The organism is Stenotrophomonas sp. SMYL8, assembly GCF_036320065.1.
Classification (GTDB): Bacteria; Pseudomonadota; Gammaproteobacteria; order Xanthomonadales; family Xanthomonadaceae; genus Stenotrophomonas; species Stenotrophomonas maltophilia_A.
Genome location: NZ_JAWIRR010000018.1, coordinates 41,170 through 64,423 on the forward strand (window position 1 = coordinate 41,170; position 23,254 = coordinate 64,423).

Annotated in this window: 19 protein-coding genes and 1 pseudogene; 11 read left to right on the forward strand and 9 right to left on the reverse strand. The window is 67.8% G+C overall.

Annotated features, from left to right (window positions below):
* Positions 1–16: 16 nt before the first annotated feature.
* From V3B25_RS14575 to V3B25_RS14590, 4 genes are all read left to right on the forward strand, one after another.
* Positions 17–736, forward strand: a complete 720-nt coding sequence (locus tag V3B25_RS14575; RefSeq protein ID WP_032128162.1) for an HAD-IA family hydrolase — start codon at positions 17–19, stop codon at positions 734–736.
* A gap of 3 nt (positions 737–739) precedes the next feature.
* Positions 740–2,107, forward strand: a complete 1,368-nt coding sequence (locus V3B25_RS14580) for a M17 family metallopeptidase (protein ID WP_049398105.1) — start codon at positions 740–742, stop codon at positions 2,105–2,107.
* Between the two features lie 135 nt (positions 2,108–2,242).
* The gene (locus V3B25_RS14585) at positions 2,243–3,346 is read left to right on the forward strand and encodes a catalase family peroxidase (RefSeq protein WP_329810889.1); all 1,104 of its coding nucleotides are present in this window, start codon (positions 2,243–2,245) and stop codon (positions 3,344–3,346) included.
* Entirely contained in the window at positions 3,343–3,879 is a 537-nt protein-coding gene (locus V3B25_RS14590; protein WP_201117891.1) for a cytochrome b, read from the forward strand. Before V3B25_RS14585 ends, V3B25_RS14590 begins: the two co-directional genes overlap by 4 nt.
* A gap of 624 nt (positions 3,880–4,503) precedes the next feature.
* On the opposite strand, the gene V3B25_RS14595 is transcribed toward V3B25_RS14590, so the two are convergent.
* Genes V3B25_RS14595 through V3B25_RS14610 form a run of 4 tightly spaced genes read right to left on the reverse strand, consistent with a single transcriptional unit; the run spans position 4,504 to position 7,993 of the window.
* Positions 4,504–5,106, reverse strand: a complete 603-nt coding sequence (locus V3B25_RS14595; protein ID WP_005407733.1) for a response regulator transcription factor — start codon at positions 5,104–5,106, stop codon at positions 4,504–4,506.
* Positions 5,103–6,317: a sensor histidine kinase gene (locus V3B25_RS14600; protein ID WP_189720411.1), complete on the reverse strand. Its 1,215-nt coding sequence runs from the start codon at positions 6,315–6,317 to the stop codon at positions 5,103–5,105. Before V3B25_RS14600 ends, V3B25_RS14595 begins: the two co-directional genes overlap by 4 nt.
* 6 nt (positions 6,318–6,323) lie before the next feature.
* Positions 6,324–7,100, reverse strand: coding sequence for an ABC transporter permease (locus V3B25_RS14605; protein ID WP_329810890.1), 777 nt, complete (start codon positions 7,098–7,100; stop codon positions 6,324–6,326).
* Complete coding sequence (locus tag V3B25_RS14610; RefSeq protein ID WP_201117882.1) at positions 7,097–7,993, reverse strand: ABC transporter ATP-binding protein; 897 nt, start codon at positions 7,991–7,993, stop codon at positions 7,097–7,099. The genes V3B25_RS14605 and V3B25_RS14610 overlap by 4 nt, the downstream gene beginning before the upstream one ends.
* A 202-nt stretch (positions 7,994–8,195) precedes the next feature.
* Here V3B25_RS14610 and V3B25_RS14615 point away from each other — a divergent pair, with 202 nt between their 5' ends.
* The 5 genes from V3B25_RS14615 to V3B25_RS14635 all read left to right on the forward strand — a co-directional run bounded on the left by V3B25_RS14615 (position 8,196) and on the right by V3B25_RS14635 (position 16,004).
* Positions 8,196–9,449 (forward strand): efflux RND transporter periplasmic adaptor subunit, encoded by a 1,254-nt coding sequence (locus V3B25_RS14615; RefSeq protein WP_329810891.1) that lies wholly within the window; start codon positions 8,196–8,198, stop codon positions 9,447–9,449.
* A gap of 102 nt (positions 9,450–9,551) precedes the next feature.
* The gene (locus V3B25_RS14620) at positions 9,552–10,241 is read left to right on the forward strand and encodes an ABC transporter ATP-binding protein (RefSeq protein ID WP_004137569.1); all 690 of its coding nucleotides are present in this window, start codon (positions 9,552–9,554) and stop codon (positions 10,239–10,241) included.
* Between the two features lie 14 nt (positions 10,242–10,255).
* Complete coding sequence (locus V3B25_RS14625; RefSeq protein ID WP_049421437.1) at positions 10,256–11,413, forward strand: ABC transporter permease; 1,158 nt, start codon at positions 10,256–10,258, stop codon at positions 11,411–11,413.
* Positions 11,414–11,426: 13 nt separating this feature from the next.
* On the forward strand, positions 11,427–12,749 hold the full coding sequence (locus V3B25_RS14630; RefSeq protein ID WP_329810892.1) for an ABC transporter permease: 1,323 nt from the start codon (positions 11,427–11,429) through the stop codon (positions 12,747–12,749).
* Between the two features lie 429 nt (positions 12,750–13,178).
* Entirely contained in the window at positions 13,179–16,004 is a 2,826-nt protein-coding gene (locus tag V3B25_RS14635) for a TonB-dependent receptor (protein WP_049421439.1), read from the forward strand.
* 118 nt (positions 16,005–16,122) lie between these two features.
* Here the strand turns inward: V3B25_RS14635 and rarD are convergent, their stop codons facing one another.
* Together rarD and yedA are read right to left on the reverse strand one after the other, a co-directional pair.
* Positions 16,123–17,019 carry an EamA family transporter RarD gene (rarD, locus tag V3B25_RS14640; RefSeq protein WP_032128173.1) on the reverse strand — a complete coding sequence of 299 codons (897 nt, stop codon included), beginning with the start codon at positions 17,017–17,019 and terminating at the stop codon, positions 16,123–16,125.
* Positions 17,016–17,921: a drug/metabolite exporter YedA gene (yedA, locus tag V3B25_RS14645; protein ID WP_032128174.1), complete on the reverse strand. Its 906-nt coding sequence runs from the start codon at positions 17,919–17,921 to the stop codon at positions 17,016–17,018. Before yedA ends, rarD begins: the two co-directional genes overlap by 4 nt.
* 223 nt (positions 17,922–18,144) lie before the next feature.
* On the opposite strand from yedA, the gene V3B25_RS14650 reads away from it, so the two are divergent.
* Both V3B25_RS14650 and V3B25_RS14655 read left to right on the forward strand, forming a co-directional pair.
* Positions 18,145–19,479 (forward strand): MFS transporter, encoded by a 1,335-nt coding sequence (locus tag V3B25_RS14650; protein WP_010486964.1) that lies wholly within the window; start codon positions 18,145–18,147, stop codon positions 19,477–19,479.
* Positions 19,480–19,546: 67 nt separating this feature from the next.
* Positions 19,547–19,846, forward strand: coding sequence for a hypothetical protein (locus V3B25_RS14655; protein ID WP_189721196.1), 300 nt, complete (start codon positions 19,547–19,549; stop codon positions 19,844–19,846).
* Between the two features lie 140 nt (positions 19,847–19,986).
* On the opposite strand, the gene V3B25_RS14660 is transcribed toward V3B25_RS14655, so the two are convergent.
* From V3B25_RS14660 to V3B25_RS14670, 3 genes and pseudogenes are all read right to left on the reverse strand, one after another.
* Positions 19,987–21,639 carry a M28 family metallopeptidase gene (locus V3B25_RS14660; protein ID WP_107431391.1) on the reverse strand — a complete coding sequence of 551 codons (1,653 nt, stop codon included), beginning with the start codon at positions 21,637–21,639 and terminating at the stop codon, positions 19,987–19,989.
* A gap of 105 nt (positions 21,640–21,744) precedes the next feature.
* Positions 21,745–22,677, reverse strand: coding sequence for an MBL fold metallo-hydrolase (locus tag V3B25_RS14665; protein ID WP_329810893.1), 933 nt, complete (start codon positions 22,675–22,677; stop codon positions 21,745–21,747).
* Between the two features lie 170 nt (positions 22,678–22,847).
* Positions 22,848–23,090: pseudogene (locus V3B25_RS14670) on the reverse strand (hypothetical protein); the annotation flags it as partial.
* Between the last annotated feature and the right edge of the window lie 164 nt (positions 23,091–23,254).

Sequence of the window (23,254 nt, forward strand, 5' to 3'; positions counted from 1 at the left end):
GGGGTAGAATGGCGGGGTGAATTTCCCCGTCCAAGCCATCACCCTCGACCTTGACGACACGCTGTGGCCGTTCGCTCCGATCGGCGCCCGCATCGACCTGGTCCTGCACGAGTGGATGCGTGAACACAGCCCCGCCACGGCCGAGATGTATCCGGTGGCGGCGATGCGCGAACTGCGCGAGCGCCTGTACCACGCCCATCCGCACCTCCATCACGACCTGAGCGCACTGCGCCGGCTGACCCTGCACGAAGCGCTGCACACCAGTGGTGCCAGCCTGGATCTGCTGGAGCCGGCGTATGACGTGTTCTTCGCCGCGCGCAACCAGGTCGAGTGCTACCCCGATGCGATCGACGCACTGGCGCGGATTGCCGCGCGGGTGCCGGTGGCGGCGCTGAGCAACGGCAATGCCGATCTGGAGCGGATCGGCCTGGCCCATCATTTCGCCTTCCAGCTGGGCGCGCGCGAACACGGCGCGGCCAAGCCGGAGGCGAGCATCTTCCACGCCGCCTGCGCCCGCCTGGGTGTTGCGCCGGCACAGGTACTGCACGTCGGCGACCACGCCGAAATGGACGTGGCCGGGGCGATCGCCGCCGGCCTGCGCGGCTGCTGGATCAACCGCGAAGCAGCCACCTGGACCCATCCGCAGCTGCAGCCGGACCTGCAGTTCGACACCCTCACCGGCCTGGCCGACTGGTTGGATGCCAACCTCGACGCTGCCGCACCCCGGAGTACCTGACGCATGAGCGAGATCACTGGTTTCACTGCCGACACCGCCGCAGCACTGCCGCTGTACGTGCTGGACCGCGAGCAGTTCGCGTCCTGGAAGGACGGCCAGCCGGCCGCCACCCAGGCATGGCTGGCGTCGCAGGGCTTCACCGCCGGTGCCTTCACCACGGCGTTGCTGCCCGGCGCCGATGGCTTGGCCGGTGCGGTGATCGGCGTGGGTGATCGTGGCGATGCCTACAGCTACTCGCATGCCCCGCATGCCCTGCCGGAAGGCAGCGTGTGGCAGCTGGCCAGCGAACTGCCGGCCGCCGAACTGGCGCTGCTGCAGCTGGGCTGGGGCCTGGGCAGCTACCGCTTCGATCGCTACCGCAAGCGCCACCGTGCACCGGCACGCCTGGTGGCTGAGCCGACCGGCGAAGTGGCCGACCTGATCGCCGCCAGCCTGCGCGTGCGCGACTGGGTCAACACCCCGACCGAAGACATGGGTCCGCAGCAGCTGGAAGACGCCGCGCGCGCGCTGGCCGATGCGCACGGTGCGCAGGTCGAGGCGATCACCGGCGATGAACTGCTGAAGCAGAACTTCCCGGCCATCCATGCCGTCGGCCGCGCCTCGCACCGCGCACCGCGCCTGGTCGTGCTGCGCTGGGGCAAGGACACCGATCCGGCACTGGTGCTGGTCGGCAAGGGCGTGTGCTTCGATACCGGCGGCCTGGACATCAAACCGGCCGACGGCATGCGCAACATGAAGAAGGACATGGGCGGTGCCGCGCATGCACTGGCCCTGGCCGGCCTGGTGATGGCGCGCGGCCTGCCGGTGCGCCTGACCCTGCTGGTGCCGGCGGTGGAAAACGCGATCGGCCCCGATGCCTTCCGCCCGGGCGAAGTGATCGCCACCCGCAAGGGCCTGAGCGTGGAGATCGACAACACCGACGCCGAAGGCCGCGTGATCCTGTGCGATGCGCTGACCTTCGCCAGCGAGCAGAAACCGGACCTGGTGCTGGACTTCGCCACCCTCACCGGCGCCGCGCGCATCGCGCTGGGCCCGGACCTGCCGGCGCTCTTCAGCAACGACGACAGCGTGGCCCAGCAGTGGCTGCAGGCCGGCGACGCGACCCGCGACCCGGTCTGGCGCATGCCGCTGTGGCGCCCCTACCTGCGTTACCTGAGCAGCGGCATCGCCGACCTGGCCAACGCCGGCTCGCGCATGGCCGGCTCGGTCACCGCCGCGCTGTACCTGGAACGCTTCCTGGAAGACGGCCAGCGCTGGGCACATCTGGACGTGTATGCCTGGAACGACGGCGAACGCCCGGGCCGGCCGGCTGGCGGCGAAGCGCTGGCGCTGCGCTCGGCGTGGGCGATGCTGAAGCAGCGCTACAGCTGATCGGGTGGGTGCCGACCTTGGTCGGCACGCCGTCCCCGGCAAACTTGACGAAAAATTGAATACCGGGCCTGGAAGGGTTCTGCGAGGATGTGTGGGTCGACCACCCACACGCTCCGTGAAGGCAGGACTCCGACCATGTCGCTCTTCCGCTACACCCGCGCTGGCCAGACGCCGGGCGCACCGCGCAAGCATTCCCCCCTGCTCTGGATCGCACTGATCGCACTCATTCTGGGTGCGGTGGCGCTGGCCTTCGCCTGGTTGGCCGGCTGGATTGGCGGCCGCCTGACCGCGCAGCGCTTCACCGACACCATCGAGGCCACCGGCACGGCCCATCCGGGCTTCCGCCGTGCGCACAGCAAGGGCGTGTGTGTAAGCGGTTGGTTCGAACCCAGTGCGCAGGCCCCCACCCTGTCCAGCGCCCGCGTGTTCTCGCAGCGCCGCGTGCCGGTGATGGGTCGCCTGTCGATCGGCGGCGGCGACCCGTACGGCGCCGACAACACCGCGCGCGTACGCAGCCTCGCGGTGCAGATGGTCAGCGATGATGGCCAGGAATGGCGCATGGCGATGAACAGCTTCCCGTTCTTCGCCGTGCCCAACGCCGAGGCGTTCTACGAGCAGACGCGCGCCTCCATCCCGGACCCGGCCACCGGCAAGCCCGACCCGCAGAAAATGGCCGCGGTGCTGGCGAAATACCTCAGTGCACAAGCGTTCCAGCAGTGGGCCAAGACCGCGCCGTGGACCAGCAGCTGGGCCGACACCACCTTCAACAGCGTCAACAGCTTCTGGTTCACCAACGCGCAGGGCCAGAAGCGCGCGGTGCGCTGGCGCTGGCAGCCGCAGGCGCCGGTGGTCGAGATGGATGCGGAAACGCGCAAGAACGCCAGCGTCGATTTCCTCAGCCAGGAACTGCAGCAGCGCCTGACCAGCGGTCCAGTGCGCTGGAACCTGGTCGTGACCACCGCCGAGCCCGGCGATGCCATCGATGATCCGTCGGTACCGTGGCCCGAAACGCGTGACCAGGTGGTGGCCGGCGTGCTCAGTCTGAACCGCATGCAGTCGCAGGAACAGGGCGCGTGCGGCCAGATCAATTTCGATCCGCTGATCCTGCCCAGTGGCGTGCGTGGCAGTGACGATCCGATCCTGGCGGCCCGCTCCGCCGTGTACTCGCAGTCCTTCAACCGCCGCGAACGCGAGCGCGCCACCGGCAACGTCGAGCAACCGAAGGAGGCCGCACGATGAGCACCGGCAACGGCCACTTCAACCTGCTCGCGCGCGTGCTGCACTGGTCCATGGCGCTGATGATCATCGCCATGCTGTTCATCGGCGTGACCATGGTCGCCTCGCTGCACCTGCGGCCGATGCTGATCGACCTGCACCGTCCGCTGGGCATCGCCATTGGCCTACTGGTGCTGCTGCGCCTGTACAACCGGCTGCGCCATCGCCCGCCGCCACTGCCGGCGGATCTTCCGGTGTGGCAGGTGATGGCGGCCAAGGCGTCGCACTGGATGCTGTACGGGCTGATGCTGGCGATGCCGCTGATCGGCTGGGCGATGCTCTCGGCCGGCGGTTACCCGATCGTGCTTTGGGGCGGCCTGCACCTGCCGCCGATCGTGCCGCATACCCCGGCGCTGTATGCCGCGTTGCGCAACGCGCACAGCCTGCTGGCGTATGTGTTGTTCGCCACGGTGCTGATGCATGTGGGTGCGGCGCTGTTCCACCTGTGGGTGCGGCGCGATGGCGTGTTCCAGGCGATGGCGCGCGGGAAGGATTGAGCGGGTTCGCCGGGAGTTCCCGGTGATGTCATTTCCGCGACCGCGGGGGGGTGTCACTTTCTTTGCGCGCAAAGAAAGTAACCAAAGAAACGCTCCGCCGGCCGCGAGCCGACGTGCTGCGCACGCCGGTGCCCTGTGCTCCTCGGCCCGTCGAGGGACGGCGCGGGAACTCGCTGCGCTCAAACACCCGCGCCTCTTCGCCCTCGCCGGACCTGCGGTGCTCGGCTCGCTCAAGGCGGACTGGAAGGTCAAGATCAACAGCAAGAGCATCCACGCATGGCGTGGATCTACTGGGTGCAGCTTTTGCCTTTGACGTTGGGTCCGCCTTGAGCGAGCCGAGCATCGCAGGGGAATCAGGGGCGAAGAGGCGCCGGTGTCTGAGCGCAGCGAGTTCGGCGCCGTCCCCTGATTCACCGAGAAGCGCAGGGAACCGGCGCGCAGCGACGGCTCGCGCTCTGGCGGCGTGTTTCTTTGGTTACTTTCTTGATGGCGCACATCCATGTGCGCCACCCTGCGGGCCGGCTACGCCGTTCCACGCTGCTCCTGCAGCGTGGTGCACGAGCAAAGAAAGTGACACCCCCCCGCGGTCGCGGAAATGACATCACCGGGAAAGGCAGGGCGCTGCTACAACCACCCCTTCTGCCGCGCCAGCCGGTACGCCTCGATCCGATTGGCCACGCCCAGCTTGCCGATGCACTCGGACAGGTAGTTGCGCACCGTACCGTGCGACAACCCCAGCTGCTCGGCGATCTCGCTGGCGGTGCGGCCCTCGCCCGCAAGCCGCAGCACGCGGCGCTCACGGTCGGTCAGCGGGTCGGCCTGCGACCACGCATCCAGTGCCAGCTGCGGGTCGATCGCGCGGATGCCCTGCTTCACCTTGCGCAGGGCATCGGCCAGGTTCTCGGCCGGTGCGTCCTTCAGCAGGTAGCCCAGCACGCCCGCTTCCAGCGCGCGGCGCAGGAAGCCGGCACGGGCGAAGGTGGTCACGATCACGACCTTGATCGGCAGCTCGTGGCGGGCGATGCGCTGGGCCAGTTCCAGCCCGGACAGGCCGGGCATTTCGATGTCAGTGACCAGGATGTCCGGCTGCAGCTGCTGCAGCATGCGCCACGCCGCCTCGCCGTCGGCAGCGCTGCCCAGCACTTCGATGTCCGGCTCCAGGCCCAGCAGCGCCGACAGTGCACCGCGCACCATCGCCTGGTCTTCGGCCAGCAGGATGCGGATCATGCGGCACCGTCCTGCGCCAATGACGTGGACGACAGCGGCGTGGTCGCGGCCATCAACGGCACGCGCACCGTCAGCACGGTACCCGCCCCGCGCGGCGACTGCAGCGTCAGCTGGCCCCCCAGTGCTGCGGCCCGCTCACGCATGCCACTCAACCCATTGCCCTCGGCCTGCACGCCGCCACGGCCGTCGTCGCGTATCTGCATCGCCAACTGTCGTTCCTCAAGCATGAAATCCACCTGCACCCGGGTCGCCTGCGCATGGCGCACGATGTTGGTGGCGGCCTCGCGCAACACCAGCGCCAGCCCGCGTTCCACCTCCACCGGCATCGCTGGCGGCGCCGTGTACTGCAGGTGCACCTGCTGGCATTCCAGCAGCAGACGCGCCGACGCCAGTTCCCCCGCCAGATCACTGGCGCGGATGCCGGTCACTGCACTGCGCACCTGTGCCAGCGCTTCGCGTGCAATGTCCTCGGCCTCGCCGATCTCCTGCCGTGCACGCGCGTCATCGCGATCGTAAAGCTTGCGTGCCAGCTCCAGCTTCAGCGTGATCAGCGACAGCGTGTGCCCCAGCAGATCATGCAGGTCGCGGCCGATACGCTCGCGCTCGGCGGTGGTGGCCAGTCGCCGCACCTCGTCCTGCGACAGCTGCAGGGCAACGTCGCGCTGCTGGCTCAGGGCCTCCACGTTCACCACCAGCCCGACGATGAACGACACCGCCGGCATCCACACCATGGCCTGCCACGGATAGCCGAAGTACAGCGCGGTGCCGCAGAACAGCAGGTTCAGCGCGGTCAGCTGCAGCAGGTACGCCCACCAGCTGCTGCGCCCGCTCATGCGGATCATCACGCAGCCGAACACGAAGTAGCTCAGTCCCGAGGGGTACCAGGGCAGCAGTACCAGGGCCATCACGATCATGCCCAGCGCATAGCGCCATGCGTGGTGCCGTGGCGCCAGCATCACCTTCGCATAGAGCAGCAGGAACAGCGGATAGCTGGCCACGGTCAGCAGCAGCCAGCGCACCGTGAAGCCATTGCCGAGCACCGGGGTGAGGAAGATCCAGACCGACCACAGCAGGTGGATCGCACCGCTCCAGGGCGACTTGCCACGCCGCAGCAGTTCGGCCACGGCCGAATCCGGCGCAGGGCGCAGCAGGGACGCAAGCCAGCTCGACGACACGGGAGAATCCAGGCGGGGACGATCGCTGCCGATCATGCCAGTTCAGCCGATCCGGCGCAGGCGACGGCGCGCCAGCAGCAGCGCCACCACGGTGACCGCCAGCAGCACCAGCAGGTGGCCGGCCACGCTGCCCACCGACGGCAGCCCGACCACCGGCAGCGCCAGCTGCGCCAGATGCCAGGTCGGCCACAGTGGGGCCATCGTCGAGAACAGCGTGGGCAGCACAGACAGCGGCAGCCACAGGCCCGACAACAGGGCCAGCGGCAGGTAGACCAGATTGACCATCGCCGGTGCCGCGCTGGCACTGACATGGCTGCCGATCAGCAGGCCAATCGCCCCCAGCGGCAGCGCCGCCAGGCCCGCCACCGCCAGCAGCTGCACCATCTGCAACGCCTGCAGCTGCACGCCACCCAGCACGCGCGCGACGCCGATCAGCACCGACGCCACCAGCAGCGCGAACATCACCGCCATCGCCAGCCGCGCCAGCAGCGGCGCCGCAGCAGGCATCGGCAGTGCGCGCTTGAGGGTCAGCAGGCCGCCTTCGCGGTCCAGGGCCAGCTGCACGCCGAAGCCGAACAGAGCCGGGGCCATCGCACCGAACACGCAGTAGGTGGCCAGCAGGTACAGCGGCGCATGACCGCGCCCGAGCAGCACGCCGAACAGCAGATAGAACAGCACCGGGAACAGCAGCGAGGGCACCGCGAATGCCGGCGTGCGCCAGGCCCGGCGCAGTTCGGCCTGCAGCTCGGCGCGGTAGGGGCGCAGTGCCTGGCGCCATGCAGGCAGCGGCAATCCGGTGGTACGGACAAGGATGTTCATGCGGCCTCCCGGGTCATGTCGAGGAAGGCGTCGGCCAGCGCCGCGCCCTGTACTTCCAGCTCGCGCAGCTGCGCGTCGGCGGCCAGCAGGCGTGCCACCACCGGCTCGGCCGGGCTCGCCAGCAGCTGCAGATGCTCGCCGTCACGCTGCACCTGCTGCACACCCGGCCATTGCTGTACGTCTTCAACAGTCAGCACGCTGCGGCAGCGGATGCGGCGCGGCCGATCGGCCAGGCGCAGCTCGCTCAACGGTGCATCGGCCAGCACCCGGCCCTGCTCCAGCACCACCACCTGCTGCGCCAGCGCTTCGGCATCTTCCAGATAGTGGGTGGTCAGCAGCACGCCGCAGCCTTCGGCCACCAGCTGCCGGATCGCCTGCCACATCGCCTGCCGCGCCTGGATGTCCAGGCCGGTGGTGGGCTCGTCCAGGAACAGCACGCGCGGGCGGCCACACAGCGCGATGGCGAACTGCACCGCGCGCTGCTGGCCACCGGACAGCTGACCGTAGCGACGGCCTGCCAGTGCCTGCAGGCCTGCGCGCTGCAGCACCTCCTGCAGCGGCATCGGGTCCGGATAGCAGGCGCTGGCCTGCGCCACCAGTTCGTCCACCTGCAGCATCGGCGGCAGGCTGGTGCTCTGCAGCATCACGCCCAGGCCGAGGCGGCTGCTGCGCTGCTGCGGGTCGCCACCGAGCAGCTCGACCTGGCCGGCATCGGCGCGGCGCAGGCCCAACAGCACGCTGATCGCGGTACTCTTGCCGGCACCGTTGCGGCCCAGCAATGCCAGCACCTGGCCAGCGCGGACCTGCAGGTCGATGCCCTGCAGGGCGGTATGGTCACGGTAGCGCACCTGCACCTGCTGCAGGCGGGCCAGCGACGGGGCGATCGGATCCATGGGCGGTACCGGTAGCGGGGACGTTGCCATCCTGTGCCGCCGTGGTCACATTTCGCAGTTGCCGCCGTCAGTGTCATCGGGTGACAGCTGTCACTGCCGTCATCGCTGTGCCTGCCTTCATGCTGTGCCGCACGCTCCACCGCCGGAACCGCCGCCGTCCGCCCTTCCGGTCACACCCGCCCGAACGCCTGTGATGGAACGAATGAACGCTTCTGCCGAGCTGTTGAAGGAACTCCGTATCGACCGCAAGTCCCCGCCGCCCGCCTCCGGAGGGAGTGGCAGTGGTGGTGGCCGCCGCTGGCTGTGGATCGCGATCATCGTGGTCGTGTTGCTGCTGGCCGCTACTGCCTTCGCCCTGTTCGGGCGTACGCCGGCGGTAGACGTGGAAACCGCACCTGCGGTGGCCATCCAGCAGGGCAACGCCAGCAGTTCGGTGCTCGACGCCAGCGGCTATGTAGTCGCCCGGCGCATGGCCACGGTGTCGGCCAAGATCACCGGCAAGGTGCGCGAGGTGATGATCGAGGAAGGCATGCGGGTCGAAGCCGGCCAGGTGATGGCCACGCTGGATCCGATCGATGCCGATGCGCAGCGCAGCCTGTATGCCTCGCAGTTGCAGGCCGCGCGCAGCCAGGTGGCCGGGCTGGAGGCACAGCAGAAGCAGGCCGCCGCCGAAGCCAGCCGCCTGCAGGCGCTGGTCGGCCAGCAGCTGGTGTCACGTTCGCAGTACGACCAGGCCGTGGCCCAGCGTGACAGCCTGCGTGCACAGCTGGAAACGGCCCAGCGCAACGTCAAGGTCGCCAACGACCAGCTGGCCATTGCCGATCTGGGCGTAGACAACAACATCGTGCGCGCGCCGTTCTCCGGCGTGGTCACCGCCAAGGCCGCGCAGCCGGGCGAAATCGTTTCGCCGCTGTCGGCGGGCGGTGGTTTCACCCGTACCGGCATCGGCACCATCGTCGACATGGACTCGCTGGAGATCGAAGTCGAGGTCGGCGAGGCCTTCATCGGCCGCGTGCAGCCGAAGATGCCGGTGGAAGCCACGCTCAACGCCTATCCGGAGTGGAAGATTCCGGGCGAGGTCATCGCCATCATCCCCACTGCCGACCGCGGCAAGGCCACGGTGAAGGTGCGCGTGGCGCTGAAGGTGAAGGACCCGCGCATCGTGCCGGAGATGGGCGTGCGGGTCAGCTTCCTGGAGCAGGCGCAGCCGCAGGCGGCCGCCAAACCGCAGGGCGTGCGCGTGCCGGCTGGCGCGGTGGTCCAGCGCGAGGGCGCCTCGGTTGCCTTCGTACTGGGCGACCAGAGCCGCGTGCAGCAGCGCACGGTCGAGGCCGGCCAGGCGATGGGCAAGGACCGCCAGATCCTCAAGGGCGTCAGCGCGGGTGAGTCGGTGGTGGTGAACCCGCCGGACACCCTGCGCGATGGCGCCAAGGTGCAACAGAAACAAGCGCAGTAACGGCCTGGCGCCCATGGGCGCCGCCGGCAGCACCGCTCGACGCACGCCTGCGCCCGCCGCCGTGGCGCTTCCCCGTTTCCCGCCTTCCGTGGAGAACCACCCATGTCGACCCTGGTTTCACTGCGCAACATCACCAAGACCTACCAGCGTGGCCCCGAGAAAGTGCAGGTGCTGCACGGCATCGACCTGGACATCGCCAGCGGCGACTTCGTCGCACTGATGGGCCCGTCCGGCTCGGGCAAGACCACCCTGCTCAACCTGATCGGTGGCCTGGACAACCCCAGCGGCGGCGAGATCAGCATCGAAGGCGAGCGCATCGACCAGATGAGCGGCGGCCAGCTGTCGACCTGGCGCAGCCACCACGTCGGCTTCGTGTTCCAGTTCTACAACCTGATGCCGATGCTGACCGCGCAGAAGAACGTGGAGCTGCCGCTGCTGCTGACCCATCTCAATGCCGCGCAGCGCCGCCGCAATGCCGAGATCGCGCTGACCCTGGTCGGCCTGGCCGACCGCCGCAGCCACCGCCCGAATGAACTGTCCGGCGGCCAGCAGCAGCGCGTGGCAATCGCGCGGGCGATCGTCTCCGACCCTACTTTCCTGATCTGCGACGAACCGACCGGCGACCTCGACCGCCAGTCTGCCGAGGAAATCCTCGGCCTGCTGCAGCAGCTCAACCGCGAGCACGGCAAGACCATCATCATGGTCACCCATGACCCGAAGGCCGCCGAGTACGCCACGCACACGGTGCACCTGGACAAGGGCGAGCTGGCCGACGCGCCGCTGGCCCACTGACGGAGGCCACGGCGATGAAATATTTCTCGTTGGTGTGGGCGCAGCTGTTCCGCAGCCGCACCCGCACCCTGTTGACGTTGCTGTCGGTGGTGGCCGCGTTCCTGCTGTTCGGCATGCTCGACTCGGTACGCGTGGCATTCACCTCCGGCGGCAGCGTGGAAGGCGCCAACCGCCTGGTGGTGGCGTCGCGGCTGTCGATCACCCAGTCTCTGCCGATCCGCCTGGAAACGCAGATCCGCCAGGTGGCCGGTGTGCGTGATGTGGCCTACGGCATGTGGTTCGGCGGCATCTACCAGGATCCGAAGAACTTCTTCCCGAACTTCTCGGTGTCACCCAACTACTTCGATGTCTACCGCGAGCTGCAGATCGACCCGGCGCAGCTGGAGGACTGGAAGCAGACCCGCACCGGTGCCATCGTCGGCGAGACCCTGGCCAAGCAGTTCGGCTGGAAGATCGGCGACACCATCCCGCTGCAGGCAACCATCTTCCCGCGTGGCGGCAGCAACGACTGGCCGCTGGAGCTGAAGGGCATCTACCGCTCCAAGGACCGTGCGCTGGCCGCCAACGAAGAACGCCAGCTGATGATGAACTGGAAGTACTTCGATGAATCCAACGACTACATCAAGAACCAGGTGAGCTGGTACACGGTGACGCTGGACAACCCGGACCAGTCCTCGCGGGTGGCGCAGGCGATCGACGCGATCTCGGCCAACTCCGACCACGAGACCAAGACCCAGACCGAATCGGCGTTCCAGCAGGCCTTCGTCAAGCAGTTCGCGGACATCGGCATGATCGTTACGTCGATCATGGGCGCGGTGTTCTTCACCCTGCTGCTGTTGACCGGCAACACCATGGCGCAGGCCGTGCGCGAGCGCGTGCCGGAGCTGGCCACGTTGAAGACGCTGGGCTTCAAGGACAGCACCGTGCTGACCCTGGTGATGGTGGAGTCGGTGCTGCTGATCGGCCTCGGCGGCCTGATCGGCATGGGCCTGGCTGCGCTGATCCTGCCGGCGATCGGGCCAAAGAGCATGGGCATGCTGCCGCCGCACGTGCCGACGCCGACCTGGCTGATGGGGCTGGGCCTGATCGTGGTGATCGGCATCATCGTCGGCCTGTTGCCGGCGCTGCGTGCCAAGCGCCTGAAGATCGTCGACGCACTGGCCGGCCGCTGAGGAGAACGCAGACATGTTCAAGAGCAAACTCAAGAAGTGGCTGGGCAACGGCGTGACGGTGCTGCTGCTGGTGATCGGCCTGGTGCTGTGGATCAGCCTGCCGTGGATCGGCGTGCTGGCCGTGGCCGTGCTGGTGGCACTGTGGCTGCTGCTGACCCGCGGTGGGCGACTGGCACTGGCCGCCACCCGCATCGGCGTGGCCAGCCTGCCGCAGCGCTGGGGTGCGTCCTCGGTGATCGTGGTCGGCATCGCTGGCGTGGTCGGCGTGCTGGTGGCGATGCTGGCGATGGGCGAAGGCTTCCAGGCCACGCTCAACAACACCGGCGATGACACCACTGCCATCGTGCTGCGAGGCGGCTCGCAGGCCGAAACCAACTCGGTCATCACCCGCGAACAGGTGCCGACGCTGTCCACTCTGCCCGGCATCAGCCGCGATGCCGAAGGCCGGCCGCTGCTGTCACCGGAGCTGTCGCAGGTGGTCAACCTGGTGTCCAAGTCCGATGGCACCGACGTCAACGCGCAGTTCCGTGGCGTCGGCCCGCAGGCGTGGGCGGTGCATGACAAGATCAAGATCGTCGAAGGCCGCACGTTCGCCACCGGCCTGCGCGAGATCGTGGTCGGCCAGGGCGCCAAGGGCCAGTTCCGCGATCTGGATGTGGGCAAGACGCTGACGCTGGGCAACCAGACCTGGACCGTGGTGGGTGTGTTCGCCACCGGCGACGCGCATGATTCGGAACTGTGGACCGACGCCGATACGCTGGCCACCACCTACCAGCGCAGTGCGTGGCAGTCGATCAGCGTGCGCACCGATGGCAGGGCCGGCTTCGAGCAGTTCAAGGCCGCCGTCGCCGCCGACCCGCGCCTGAAACTGGACGTGGAAACCACCCGCGTCTACTACAGCAAGCAGGGCGGCGGGCTGACCAAGCTGATCGACATCCTCGGCAAGGTGATCGGCACCATCATGGCGGTCGGTGCGGTGTTCGGCGCGCTCAACACCATGTACGCGGCGGTCGCCACGCGCGCGCGCGAGATCGCCACCATGCGCGCGATCGGCTTCCGCGGCCTGCCGGTGGTGACGGCGGTGATGCTGGAAACGATGCTGCTGGCACTGCTCGGCGGCCTGCTAGGTTGCGCGGTGGCATGGCTGCTGTTCAATGGCTACAGCGTGTCCACCATCGGCAGCAACTTCAGTGCAGTGGTGTTCAAGTTCCATGTGTCGCCCGAACTGCTGTGGACCGGCCTGAAATGGGCGCTGGGCATCGGCCTGGTCGGCGGCCTGTTCCCGGCACTGCGCGCGGCACGTTTGCCGATCACCACGGCGCTGCGCGAAACCTGAGCGTCACGCAGCGGTGGACTGCGCATCACGCAGGGGGACGGAGCGAAGGCTCCGTCCCTTTTTTCTTGCGCGTCATCCGCGCATGGCGTGGATCTACCGAGGGCGATGCATCCAGGCCGGGTGATGAACCAGTACGTCCAGTAGATCCACGCCATGCGTGGATGGATGCCTGCACACACGCACTGCTACAGATTGCGGGAAATCCGCCGCTATCGATGCCTCTGCCCATCGCCAACGCAACGCACGTGACGTTGCGCACATCACATCTGTGGATTGTTGGTTGCGATTCATTTTCGCGCACATCCGTGGCGTAGAGACAAACAGTTACGAATGGAAACAATCTAGAATCGCGCCCCCCACGTTGGTTTGCAGCACCCCACGCGCCCACAGAACGGGCGCATGTTTTTTCTGAAACACGAGATTTCACGGATGTCCCTGAAAACCAATCCGCTGCGCAACGCGATCGTCATCGCGCTGGCCGCCAGCTGCACCACCCCCGCCTTCGCACAGAGCACCGGCGACGCCACCACCACCCTCGACCGCATCGAAATCACCGGCTCGCGCATCCGCCAGGCCAGTGTCGAAACCGCACAGCCGGTGATCGCGCTCAACCGCGCCGAGATCGAGAAGAAGGGCTACGTCAACGTCGCCGACATCCTGCAGGACATTCCCGCTGCTGGTTCGCCGAGCATGAGCCGCGCGTCTTCGCTGACCTCCTCGCGCGACTTCGGCGGCATGTACGTCAGCCTGCGCAACCTCGGCCCGGAACGCAGCCTGGTGCTGATCGACGGCCGCCGCATGGGCGTCAGCGCCGGCGGCTACTCCGACCTGGCCTCGATCCCGTCGGCCATTGTCGAGCGCGTGGAAGTGCTGACCGACGGTGCATCCGCTCTGTATGGCTCGGACGCGATCGCCGGCGTGGTCAACATCATCACCCGCAAGAACTTCGATGGTGGCGAAGCCAGCGTCTACGTCGGCCAGTACGGCCAGGGTGACGGCCAGAAGCGTTCCTACAGCGCCACCTTCGGCAAGACCTTCGACCGCGGCTGGTTCACTGTGGGTGCCGAGCGCACCAAGGAAGACGAAGTGCTGGGCAAGGATCGCGAGTTCAGCCGCTATCCCAATGGCCCGCGCCACCCGACCGACAACCTGAACGGCAACACCCCGTGGGGCTACGTCACCGTCGGTGGCAAGAACCTGACCGTGGGCCCGGGCGGCGATCCGAGCCAGAAGGGCAACTTCCACGCGCCGGATCCGGCCAATGGTGCCAACAGCAAGACCAACATGAGCCTGCTGACCGGCCTGGAGCGCACCTCGGTGTTCGCCAACGGCGGCTTCTCGATCACCGACGACCTGCGCATCGTCGCCGACGCGCTGTACAGCAAGCGCGAATCGACCAAGCAGCTGGCCGGCTACCCGTACTCGGTCAGCGCCGCGCAGGCACGCAACGGCAGCCGTGCCGCGCTGTCCAAGGACAGCACGTTCAACCTGTGGGGCCAGGACGTGCTGTTCGCGCACCGCTCCGAGGAGCTGCCGCGCGGCACCGAGAACAATCTGGAGACCAAGCGCGCCAGCATCGGCCTGGAAGGCAGCTTCGAAACCGGTTCGCGGTACTGGGACTGGAACGTCAGCTACATGTACAACCGCAATGAAGGCGAGCGCATCGGTACCGGCAGCATGTACCAGCCGCACGTCAACCAGGCCGTCGGCCCGTCCTTCATGGATGGCAACGTGGCCCGCTGCGGCGCACCGGGTGCGGTGATCGCCGGCTGCGTGCCGTGGAACCCGGCTGCACCGATGGGTTACACCGGCCCGGGCTCGCTGAGCAACCAGGACGTGCAGGACTACCTGTTCGCCCGCTTCGTCGACAAGATGAAGAGCACCACCAAGGTGGCCAGCGCCAACATCTCCGGTTCGCTGTTCACCCTGCCGGCCGGCGACATCATGGGCGCGATGGGCTTCGAGCACCGCAGCGAAGAAGCCAGCTACACGCCGGACATGCGGGTGCAGAAGGGTGAGATTACCGGCACCAGCGGCCAGCCGACCCGTGGCGACTACTCGCTCAACGAGGTCTACCTGGAGCTGCAGGTGCCACTGCTGGCCGATCTGCCGTTCGCGCGCGAACTGTCGCTGGACGTGGCCGGTCGCTACTCGGATTACAACAACTTCGGCTCGACCACCAACAGCAAGTTCGGCCTGAAGTGGAAGCCGATCGACAGCCTGCTGGTCCGCGCAACCTATGGCACCGGCTTCCGTGCGCCCACCGTGGATGACCTGTACGGCGGTACCGTCAGCACCCGCGATTCGTTCACCGATCCGTGCGATACCTCGTTCGGTACCGCGGCCACCAGCCCGACCGTTGCTGCCCGTTGCCAGGCGCTGAAGGTGCCGGCCAACTTCCGCCAGCTCAACAGCGATGGCACCGTTGCCACCAAGCCGGGCCAGCAGTCGACCGTCGACTTCAACTCGGGTTCCAACGCGGCGCTGAAGCCGGAAACCGCCAAGACCTGGACCGTGGGCCTGGTGTACAGCCCGGACTTCGTGGCCGGCCTGGATGTCAGCCTCGACTGGTGGAAGATCCGCATCAACAACGCCATCGTCTCCGAGACCACCAACAGCATTCTCGAGCAGTGCTATGTGCAGGGTTCGGACGCCGCCTGTGGCCGCTTCACCCGTGGCAGCAACGGCCAGGTCAACAGCCTGGACCGCTCGCTGGTCAATGCCGGTTTCCGCGAAACCGCCGGCTATGACATCAACGTGCGTTACCGCCTGCCGGAAACCACGTTCGGCCAGTTCGCCGTCAACTGGAACACTACCTACACCGACTACCTGAAGCAGCGCAACGACAACGCCGCGACCACGCCGGTGGAGCAGCGCACCAGCTGGGGCGGCGACTTCCGCGTCCGCTCGACCTTCAACCTGGATTGGCAGTACGGCGACCTCGGCATCGGCTGGACCGCGCGCTACTACTCCAGCATGAAGGAGAAGTGCTCGTACATGGACGAGTGCAACCTGCCGGGCTTCAGTTCGTCGTACACCAGTGCATCGCCGACCAACAAGGTGGGCTCCAACACCTTCCACGACCTGCAGGTGCGCTACAGCCTGCCGTGGGATGGCACCGTGTCGCTGGGCGTGAACAACGTGTTCAACCACCAGGGTCCGATCATGTACAGCCAGCCGAACAGCAGCTTCACCTATTACGGTGGCTTCGACATCGGCCGCTTCATGTACATGAAGTACCAGCAGCGCTTCTAAGCCTGCAACCGCGTTCCCGTCACAGCCAACTCTCTCCTGGCTGTGGATGGAAGCAGAGCGGCGCCCCTCGGGGCGCCGCTCTTTTTTGTGCACACGTGTCAGCCGAGCAGGCGCGGCGCTAGCGCTTGGCGCGCATCGTGCGGATGTTGTCGCCGACAAACAGCACCAGGCCGGCCCAGATCGCGGCAAAGCCGATCGCCTTTGCGGTGTCGAACGCTTCGTGGAAGAAGAACACACCCAGCAGCAGCTGCAGGCTCGGCGCGATGTACTGCAGGATGCCGACCAGCGACAGCGGAATGCGCTTCACGCCGTAGGCGAAGCCGATCAGCGGCACGGCGGTGACTGCGCCGCCGAAGATCAGCAGCAGGTCGTTGCGCCAGCCCCAGCCATGGAAGAACGCGCCGCCATGGCCGTTCTCGGCCCAGATCGCGAAGGCCAGCGCCGGCAGGAACAGGTACATGCTTTCCACGCCCAGGCCGGCCACCGGGTCGACCGAAACCAGCTTGCGCAACAGGCCATACAGGCCGAACGAACAGGCCAGGCCCAGCGCGATCCACGGCGGTGTGCCGGCGTCGATGGTCAGCCAGGCCACGCCCACCGCCGCCATCGCCACCGCCACCCACTGCAGGCGGCGCAGGCGTTCCTTCAGCACCAGCACGCCCAGCAGCACGTTCACCAGCGGGTTGATGAAGTAGCCCAGGCTGGTCTCGATGACATGGCCGGCGTTGACCGCCCAGATGTACAGGCCCCAGTTGAAGGCGATGGTCAGGCTCGACACCAGCAGGATCGGCAGCGCGCGCGGCTGTGCGGCGATCTTCTGCCACCAGCCCAGGCGCGAGCTGATCAGCAGCCAGCCCAGCACCAGCACGGTGCTCCAGATGATGCGGTGGGCGATGATCTGGAACGAGGGCACCTCGTTGAGCAGGTGCCAGTACACCGGCACCAGGCCCCAGATCACGAAGGTGGACGCAGTGACCAGCAGGCCCCGGCGTTGTTCTTTCTCGTCCATGCTCATTTCTTTCTCGTCCTTGCCATCGTCAGCACCACCACACCCAGAAGAATCACCACCATCGCCAACAGGTCGCGCCAGCCGAACCGTTCACCGTTGAGCAGTGCGCCCAGCAGCACCGCGATCACCGGATTGACGTACGCGTAGCTGCCCGCCAGCGCGGGGCGCACGTTCTGCAGCAGCCACACGTAGGCGGTGAACGCGACGATGGAGCCGAACACGCACAGGTAGGCCATCGCCAGCAGGCCACCGGTATCGGGCAGCGTGGTCGGGCGCTCGCCCACCGCCAGGCCGATCAGCACCAGCAGCACGCCGCCGCAGAGCATCTGCCCGGCAGCGGTCATGAACGGGCCCGGCAGATCCAGCCCGCGTGCCCACACCGAACCGAAGGCCCAGCCGATCGGCGCGATCAGCAGCAGCACCAGCCCGGTCGGCGAGGCCGTCAGGCTGCTGCCGGCGTTGAGCCAGACCACGCCCAGGAAACCGATGGCGATGCCCAGCCACTCGCCACGGCTGGCGTGCTGGCCGCGCAGCGCCGAGAACAGCGCCATCCACAGCGGCACCGAGGCCACCGCCGTGGCGGCCAGGCCCGAGGACACCTCACGCTCGGCCAGCACCACCATGCCGTTGCCCAGCACCAGCATGGTCACGCCCATGATGACCAGGTTGCGCCATTGCCGCAGGGTCGGGTTCGGCATCTTCCAGAACAGGCGCAAGGCCAGGAACATCAGACCACCGGCAATGATGAACCGGCTGCCGGAGACCATCGTCAGCGGTAGCGCGCCGCCGTGCAGGGCCTTGGCGATGCCCAGGTAGGTCGAGCCCCAGACCACGTAGACCAGCAGCAGTGCCAGCGCGACAAGGCCACCCCGGGGGGCAGCCGCAGACGAAGAGGGGGGAGCCGACATGACACACCAGGGAGCCGGGGGAACGCGGATTCTAGGACGTTTTGAGTATGGTCCGGGACCCCATACGGTGGCACGCTGTCATCCATCCATGCACCCTGCTCTGGTCTGCTACCCCGTGTTGACGGTCGATGCAGTACCAAGAGGGCTGCCCGGCCGCGCCGCCCCAAGGCCGTGCGCCGTTTTCCCTGCGCACGGACGCGCCGCATCGAGGATTCCCACCCAGATGAGCACCACGTCCCAACCTGCTGTCCCCGCGAACGACCGCGCCGCCCTGCGGCGGTCGATCTCCAACACCCTCAAAGGCTCCGCCGGCAACCTGGTGGAGTGGTACGACGTCTACGTGTACTCGGTGTTCGCCGTGTACTTCGAATCGCAGTTCTTCTCGCCCGACGACAAGAACTCCACGATGTACGTGTGGGCGATCTTCGCGGCGACCTTCCTGATGCGCCCGATCGGTGCCTGGTTCTTCGGCCGCTTCGCCGACCGCCATGGCCGCCGCCTGGCGCTGACCGTCTCGGTCACGCTGATGGCGCTGTGTTCGTTCCTGATCGCCATCACCCCCACCGCCGCCAGCATCGGTATCTGGGCCGCGGTGATCCTGCTGTTCGCGCGGCTGCTGCAGGGCTTCGCCACCGGTGGCGAGTACGGTGCCAGCGCCACCTACATGTCCGAGGCCGCCATTCCCGGCCGCCGCGGCTTCCTGTCCTCCTTCCACTACGTCACCCTGGTTGGCGGCCACGTGCTGGCCCAGCTGACCCTGCTGCTGATGCTGACCTTCTGGGGCAAGCCGGAGATCTCCGAGTGGGGCTGGCGCATCGCCTTCGGCATCGGCGGCATCGCCGCGGTGGTGGTGTTCTGGCTGCGCCGGGGCATGGACGAATCGCTGTCGGAGTCGTCCATCGAGGCCGCGCGCGAGGGCAAGGCGCAGAAGTCCGGCTCGATGTACGAACTGTTCGTGCACCAGTGGCGGCCGCTGCTGCTGTGCTTCCTGATCACCGCCGGCGGCACCGTGGCCTTCTACACCTACTCGGTGAACGGCCCGAAGATGATCCAGAGCGCCTTCGCCGGCAACGACCCGATGACCGGCACCCTGATCAACCTGGGCGTGCTGGCGTTCCTGATGGTGCTGCAGCCGGTCGGTGGCTGGCTGTCGGACATCATCGGGCGCAAGACCCTGCTGGTGTTCTTCGGCGTCGGCGGCGTGCTGTACAGCTGGTACCTGATCACCCAGCTGCCGCACCAGCATGACGCCACCCTGGCCTTCCTGACCCTGGCCATGGCGTTCGTCATCCTCACCGGCTACACCTCCATCAACGCGGTGGTGAAGGCCGAGCTGTTCCCCACCCATGTGCGCGCACTGGGCGTGGGCTTGGGCTACGCGCTGGCCAACTCGCTGTTCGGCGGCACCGCCCCGCTGCTGTACCAGGGTGCGCTGAAGACCGGCCACGTCGACTGGTTCGCCATCTACGTGACCGCCACGATCGCGGTATCGTTGGTGGTCTATGTGTTCTTCCTCACCAACAAGGGCCCGAACTGGCTCGACGGCACCCGCAAGTAAGCGCGTTGCCCTGATCGCGGCCACCGGTGCACTGCCGGTGGCCGCTGCGTCTCCCGCCACGCCATTGATGTGGATCGCGGCGACGCTGGCCGCAGCCACGGCATTGGCCTGGCTGCTGCGCCGCCCCAACGCGCAGGCCGCGTGGCCGCGCATCGGTTTCGGGATCGCCCTGCTGGTGTTCTGCGCCGCGCTGGCGCTACAGCTGGCGGTGGACCTGGGCAGCGGCCACAGCTCGCTGCAGCTGCGCCTGCACCGCGGCATCAATGCAGGGTCGCCGGTTGGACTGCGCACGATGCTGGCGTGCTATCTGGCAGCGCTCGCCGCCAGTGGCTGGGGCGCCTGGAAGCTGCTGCGCCAGCGCCGGTAGTGCCGGGGGCGGGGGGGCCCCCCCCCCCCCCCCCGGGAACGGGCGGGGGGTGGGCGGCCCGGGGGGGGGGCGCCGCTGGCCGGCAACCTCATGAACCTCCGGAAAGAGCCGGGAGTTGCCGGCCAGCGGCCGGCACGACCTCAACGGCGGGCCGCTTCGCTCTTGTCGCGCGCGCCGCGGAACTCCGATTCCTTTTCCCACGTCGGCCAGCGGCGGCTGTTGGCCAGCTCGGCGCCCAGGTCATAGACCAGCAGGGTGTCGGCGGCGTGGCCGCTCGGGTCCCAGCTCGGGGTCCAGGCATCGCAGGCCTGGTGGTAGCAGTCAGCGAAGTACTTCTCGCGCAGCGCGCGGCCGGCTTCAATCCCACCGTCCAGCTTGTCCAGGCCCGGGCCGATGGTGATCGCCGGCACGCCCAGGCGGGCGAAGGCGAAATGGTCGGCACGGTAGAAGAAGCCGGCTTCCAGGTTCGGGTCCGGGCTGTAGCTGCGGCCGCGTGCCTTGGCCACGCGTTCCAGGTCACCTTCCAGCGAGACCCGGCCCTTGCCCCACGACGCGATGTCACGGGTCGCACCATCCGGGCTGAACATCTCGATGTTCAGTACTGCGGCGGTCTTGTCCAGTGGCGCCAGCGGGTGTGCGGCGTAGTAGCTGGCGCCCAGCAGGCCCTTCTCTTCAGCGGTAAGTGCCACGAAGTACAGCGTGCGCTGCGGCTGCGGGCCGGCGGCGAACACCCGGCCCAGTTCCAGCACCGTGGCCACGCCGGTGGCGTTGTCGATCGCACCGCGGCGGATGCGGTCACCCTTGGCGTCCGGCTGGCCGATGCCGAAGGCATCCCAGTGCGCGGAGAAGATCACCGCCTCGTCGGCGTGTTCACCACCGGGCAGCTTGGCCACCACGTTGCGGGTCACCACCTGCTCGCGCTTCAGCGCGAAATCCACGCTCAGCTTTGCATTGTCCAGCGCCACCGGGCGGAAGTCGGCGCGCATCGCCTTGCGCTTCTCGGCATCGAAGTCGAGGCCGGCGTCGGCAAAGATCGCCTCGGCCAGTTCGCGCTGCATCCAGCCACGCAGCGGCGTGTGCTGCGCCATCGCCTCGGCCTGGCCGCGTTCGATGTCGAACAGCGGCGAGGTACCCGAGCTCTTCACCGTGGCCCAGCCATAGGCGGCCGGCGCGGTCTCGTGCACGATCAGTACGCCCTCGGCGCCACGGCGTGCGGCTTCCTCGAACTTGTAGGTCCAGCGGCCATAGTAGGTCACCGCCTTGCCGTCGAACGCGCCCGGTGCATCGGCTTCGAAATCGGCGTCGTTGATCAGCACGACGGCGATCTTGCCGTGCAGGTCCACGTCCTTGTAGTCGTTCCACTGGCGTTCCGGCGCGTCGATGCCGTAGCCGACGAACACCAGCGGCGCATCCTTGATCTGCACTCGCTTACGCGGCTGCAGGCTCTGCAGGGTCACGTCCACGCCGTTGGCCAGCGCGCGCTTGCCCTGCTTCAGCGACAGGCTGGCCTTGGCCGCACCCTCCAGCTGTGCGCGCACCAGCGGCACCGGCTGCACCCAGCTGCCATCCACGCCACCCGGCTGCAGGCCATAGCTGCGGAACTGCTCGATCAGGTACTGCACCGTGCGCTCTTCGCCCTCGGTGGCCGGCGCGCGGCCCTCGAATTCATCCGACGCCAGCACGCGCACATGGCGCGACAGTGCCTGCGGATCGATGCCGCCGCCGGGCAGGTCGTTGGCCGCATGGGCCAGGCCACCGACAAACAGGCAGGACGACAGCAGCAACACGCGCATCGGATTCACGGCAGTACCACGGCTAGCTTGGAAGTCACCAGAGTGTAACGTGGTCGTGACATCACGGCGCAGCCTGGGTCCACGTCATCCACGCGTGGCGTGGATCTACCTGCTGATGCGGTCCAGCCAGCAGGCCAGGCCCTGCGCGTTGAGTTCGATGTCCATCGCCAGAACAGCGGTCACCGCGGCATCGTCCAGCGCACAGCCATGCAGCTGTGCACGTTCCAGGTACAGCGCCTGCAGTGCGGCCAGCAGGCAGCGGTGGCGGTCCGGTCGGCCATCGCACTGGCGGCCGATGGCGGCCATCGCATCGATCTGCTCGAACAGGTCGTCGGCCAGTTTCTCCACCTGTTCCACACGACCGTAGTGGGTCAGGTACATCGCTTGCGGCGCGTAATCGAGCATGCGCCGGATCGAGGCCTTCATCGCCTCCGGATCGAACTGCACCGGCGATGAGGTGGGGAAGATGAAAGCACCCTGCGCACTGTCCAGCTCGCGGTAGGAGATGCCGAACGTATCGCCGGTGAACCAGCTGCGGCTGCGCGCATCCCACACGCAGTAGTGGTGCAGCGCGTGACCCGGGGTGTGCAGCAGCACCAGCTCGCGGCCGGCCAGGTCGATACGGTGGCCGTCCTCGGCCACCACCACACGATGTTCGGGAATGGCCTCGATACGACCATAGCTGCGCGCGATTTCCTCGGCACCGTACACCGCCGTGGCACCGGCAATCAGCCGGGTCGGGTCGATCATGTGCGGCGCACCGCGCGGGTGCAGCACTGCCTTTGCGTTGGGCAGCTGCTGCATCAGCAGGCCGGCGCCGCCGGCGTGGTCCAGGTGCACGTGCGTGAGCAGCAGCCAGTCCACCGCGTCAACGGCCAGACCCGCGTTGGCCAGCGCCTGCAGCATCGCCGGCACCGACAGGCCGGTGCCACAGTCGACGAACGCGGCGCGGTCGTTTTCAACGATCAGATAGGCCGCGTCGAAGTCGGGACGCTGGAAGCCGGTATCGATGGTGTGGATGCTGGGGTCGGCGATCATCGGCACGCACCTGGCAGGATCGGGAACAGACCCCCATGGTAGGCGCGCAGGCGGCCCGGGTTCGATGCGGCTTTGGTCGGGTAGTGCCGGCCCGCGGCCGGCACTACCGGGCAGTCGGGGCGCAAGGCGCACACCGGCCGCCGCCACACGGGCCCCACCACACCCCCCCCGAACGCGCCGTAGGCGTACAGCACCGCCAGCACCTGCGGCCAGATCGGGCCGGCGCCCGGCTGCACCACGCCAATGCGGTAGCCCCACAGCATCGACACGATGCTCAGCGCGAATGCGAGCACCAGGGTGGTGCTGTCGAACAGGCGCCGCCGCGCGGTACGCGGCTGGCGCGGGAACAGCCAGTACAGGCTGCCCAGCAGCAGGAACCAGGGCAGGAACAGCAGCAGCGACAACCAGGCCATCGCAGACTCCATGTCATCGCGCCGGAGGCGCGCGGACATCATGCCATGACCTTCGTTCACGGGTAGTGCCGGCCGCTGGCCGGCGTTTTCCTATGCAGTTGCCGGCCAGCGGCCGGCACGACCCATACGCTTCGCGCCGCAAGGCCAGGGCAGCCAGCACACCC

Coding starts and splice junctions, on each gene's coding strand:
- V3B25_RS14580 (WP_049398105.1), top strand. CDS start 740: ATGAGCGAGATCACTGGTTTCACTGCCGACACCGCCGCAGCACTGCCG.
- V3B25_RS14585 (WP_329810889.1), top strand. CDS start 2,243: ATGTCGCTCTTCCGCTACACCCGCGCTGGCCAGACGCCGGGCGCACCG.
- V3B25_RS14590 (WP_201117891.1), top strand. CDS start 3,343: ATGAGCACCGGCAACGGCCACTTCAACCTGCTCGCGCGCGTGCTGCAC.
- V3B25_RS14595 (WP_005407733.1), bottom strand. CDS start 5,106: ATGATCCGCATCCTGCTGGCCGAAGACCAGGCGATGGTGCGCGGTGCA.
- V3B25_RS14600 (WP_189720411.1), bottom strand. CDS start 6,317: ATGATCGGCAGCGATCGTCCCCGCCTGGATTCTCCCGTGTCGTCGAGC.
- V3B25_RS14605 (WP_329810890.1), bottom strand. CDS start 7,100: ATGAACATCCTTGTCCGTACCACCGGATTGCCGCTGCCTGCATGGCGC.
- V3B25_RS14610 (WP_201117882.1), bottom strand. CDS start 7,993: ATGGATCCGATCGCCCCGTCGCTGGCCCGCCTGCAGCAGGTGCAGGTG.
- V3B25_RS14615 (WP_329810891.1), top strand. CDS start 8,196: ATGAACGCTTCTGCCGAGCTGTTGAAGGAACTCCGTATCGACCGCAAG.
- V3B25_RS14620 (WP_004137569.1), top strand. CDS start 9,552: ATGTCGACCCTGGTTTCACTGCGCAACATCACCAAGACCTACCAGCGT.
- V3B25_RS14625 (WP_049421437.1), top strand. CDS start 10,256: ATGAAATATTTCTCGTTGGTGTGGGCGCAGCTGTTCCGCAGCCGCACC.
- V3B25_RS14630 (WP_329810892.1), top strand. CDS start 11,427: ATGTTCAAGAGCAAACTCAAGAAGTGGCTGGGCAACGGCGTGACGGTG.
- V3B25_RS14635 (WP_049421439.1), top strand. CDS start 13,179: ATGTCCCTGAAAACCAATCCGCTGCGCAACGCGATCGTCATCGCGCTG.
- rarD (WP_032128173.1), bottom strand. CDS start 17,019: ATGAGCATGGACGAGAAAGAACAACGCCGGGGCCTGCTGGTCACTGCG.
- yedA (WP_032128174.1), bottom strand. CDS start 17,921: ATGTCGGCTCCCCCCTCTTCGTCTGCGGCTGCCCCCCGGGGTGGCCTT.
- V3B25_RS14650 (WP_010486964.1), top strand. CDS start 18,145: ATGAGCACCACGTCCCAACCTGCTGTCCCCGCGAACGACCGCGCCGCC.
- V3B25_RS14655 (WP_189721196.1), top strand. CDS start 19,547: ATGTGGATCGCGGCGACGCTGGCCGCAGCCACGGCATTGGCCTGGCTG.
- V3B25_RS14660 (WP_107431391.1), bottom strand. CDS start 21,639: ATGCGCGTGTTGCTGCTGTCGTCCTGCCTGTTTGTCGGTGGCCTGGCC.
- V3B25_RS14665 (WP_329810893.1), bottom strand. CDS start 22,677: ATGATCGCCGACCCCAGCATCCACACCATCGATACCGGCTTCCAGCGT.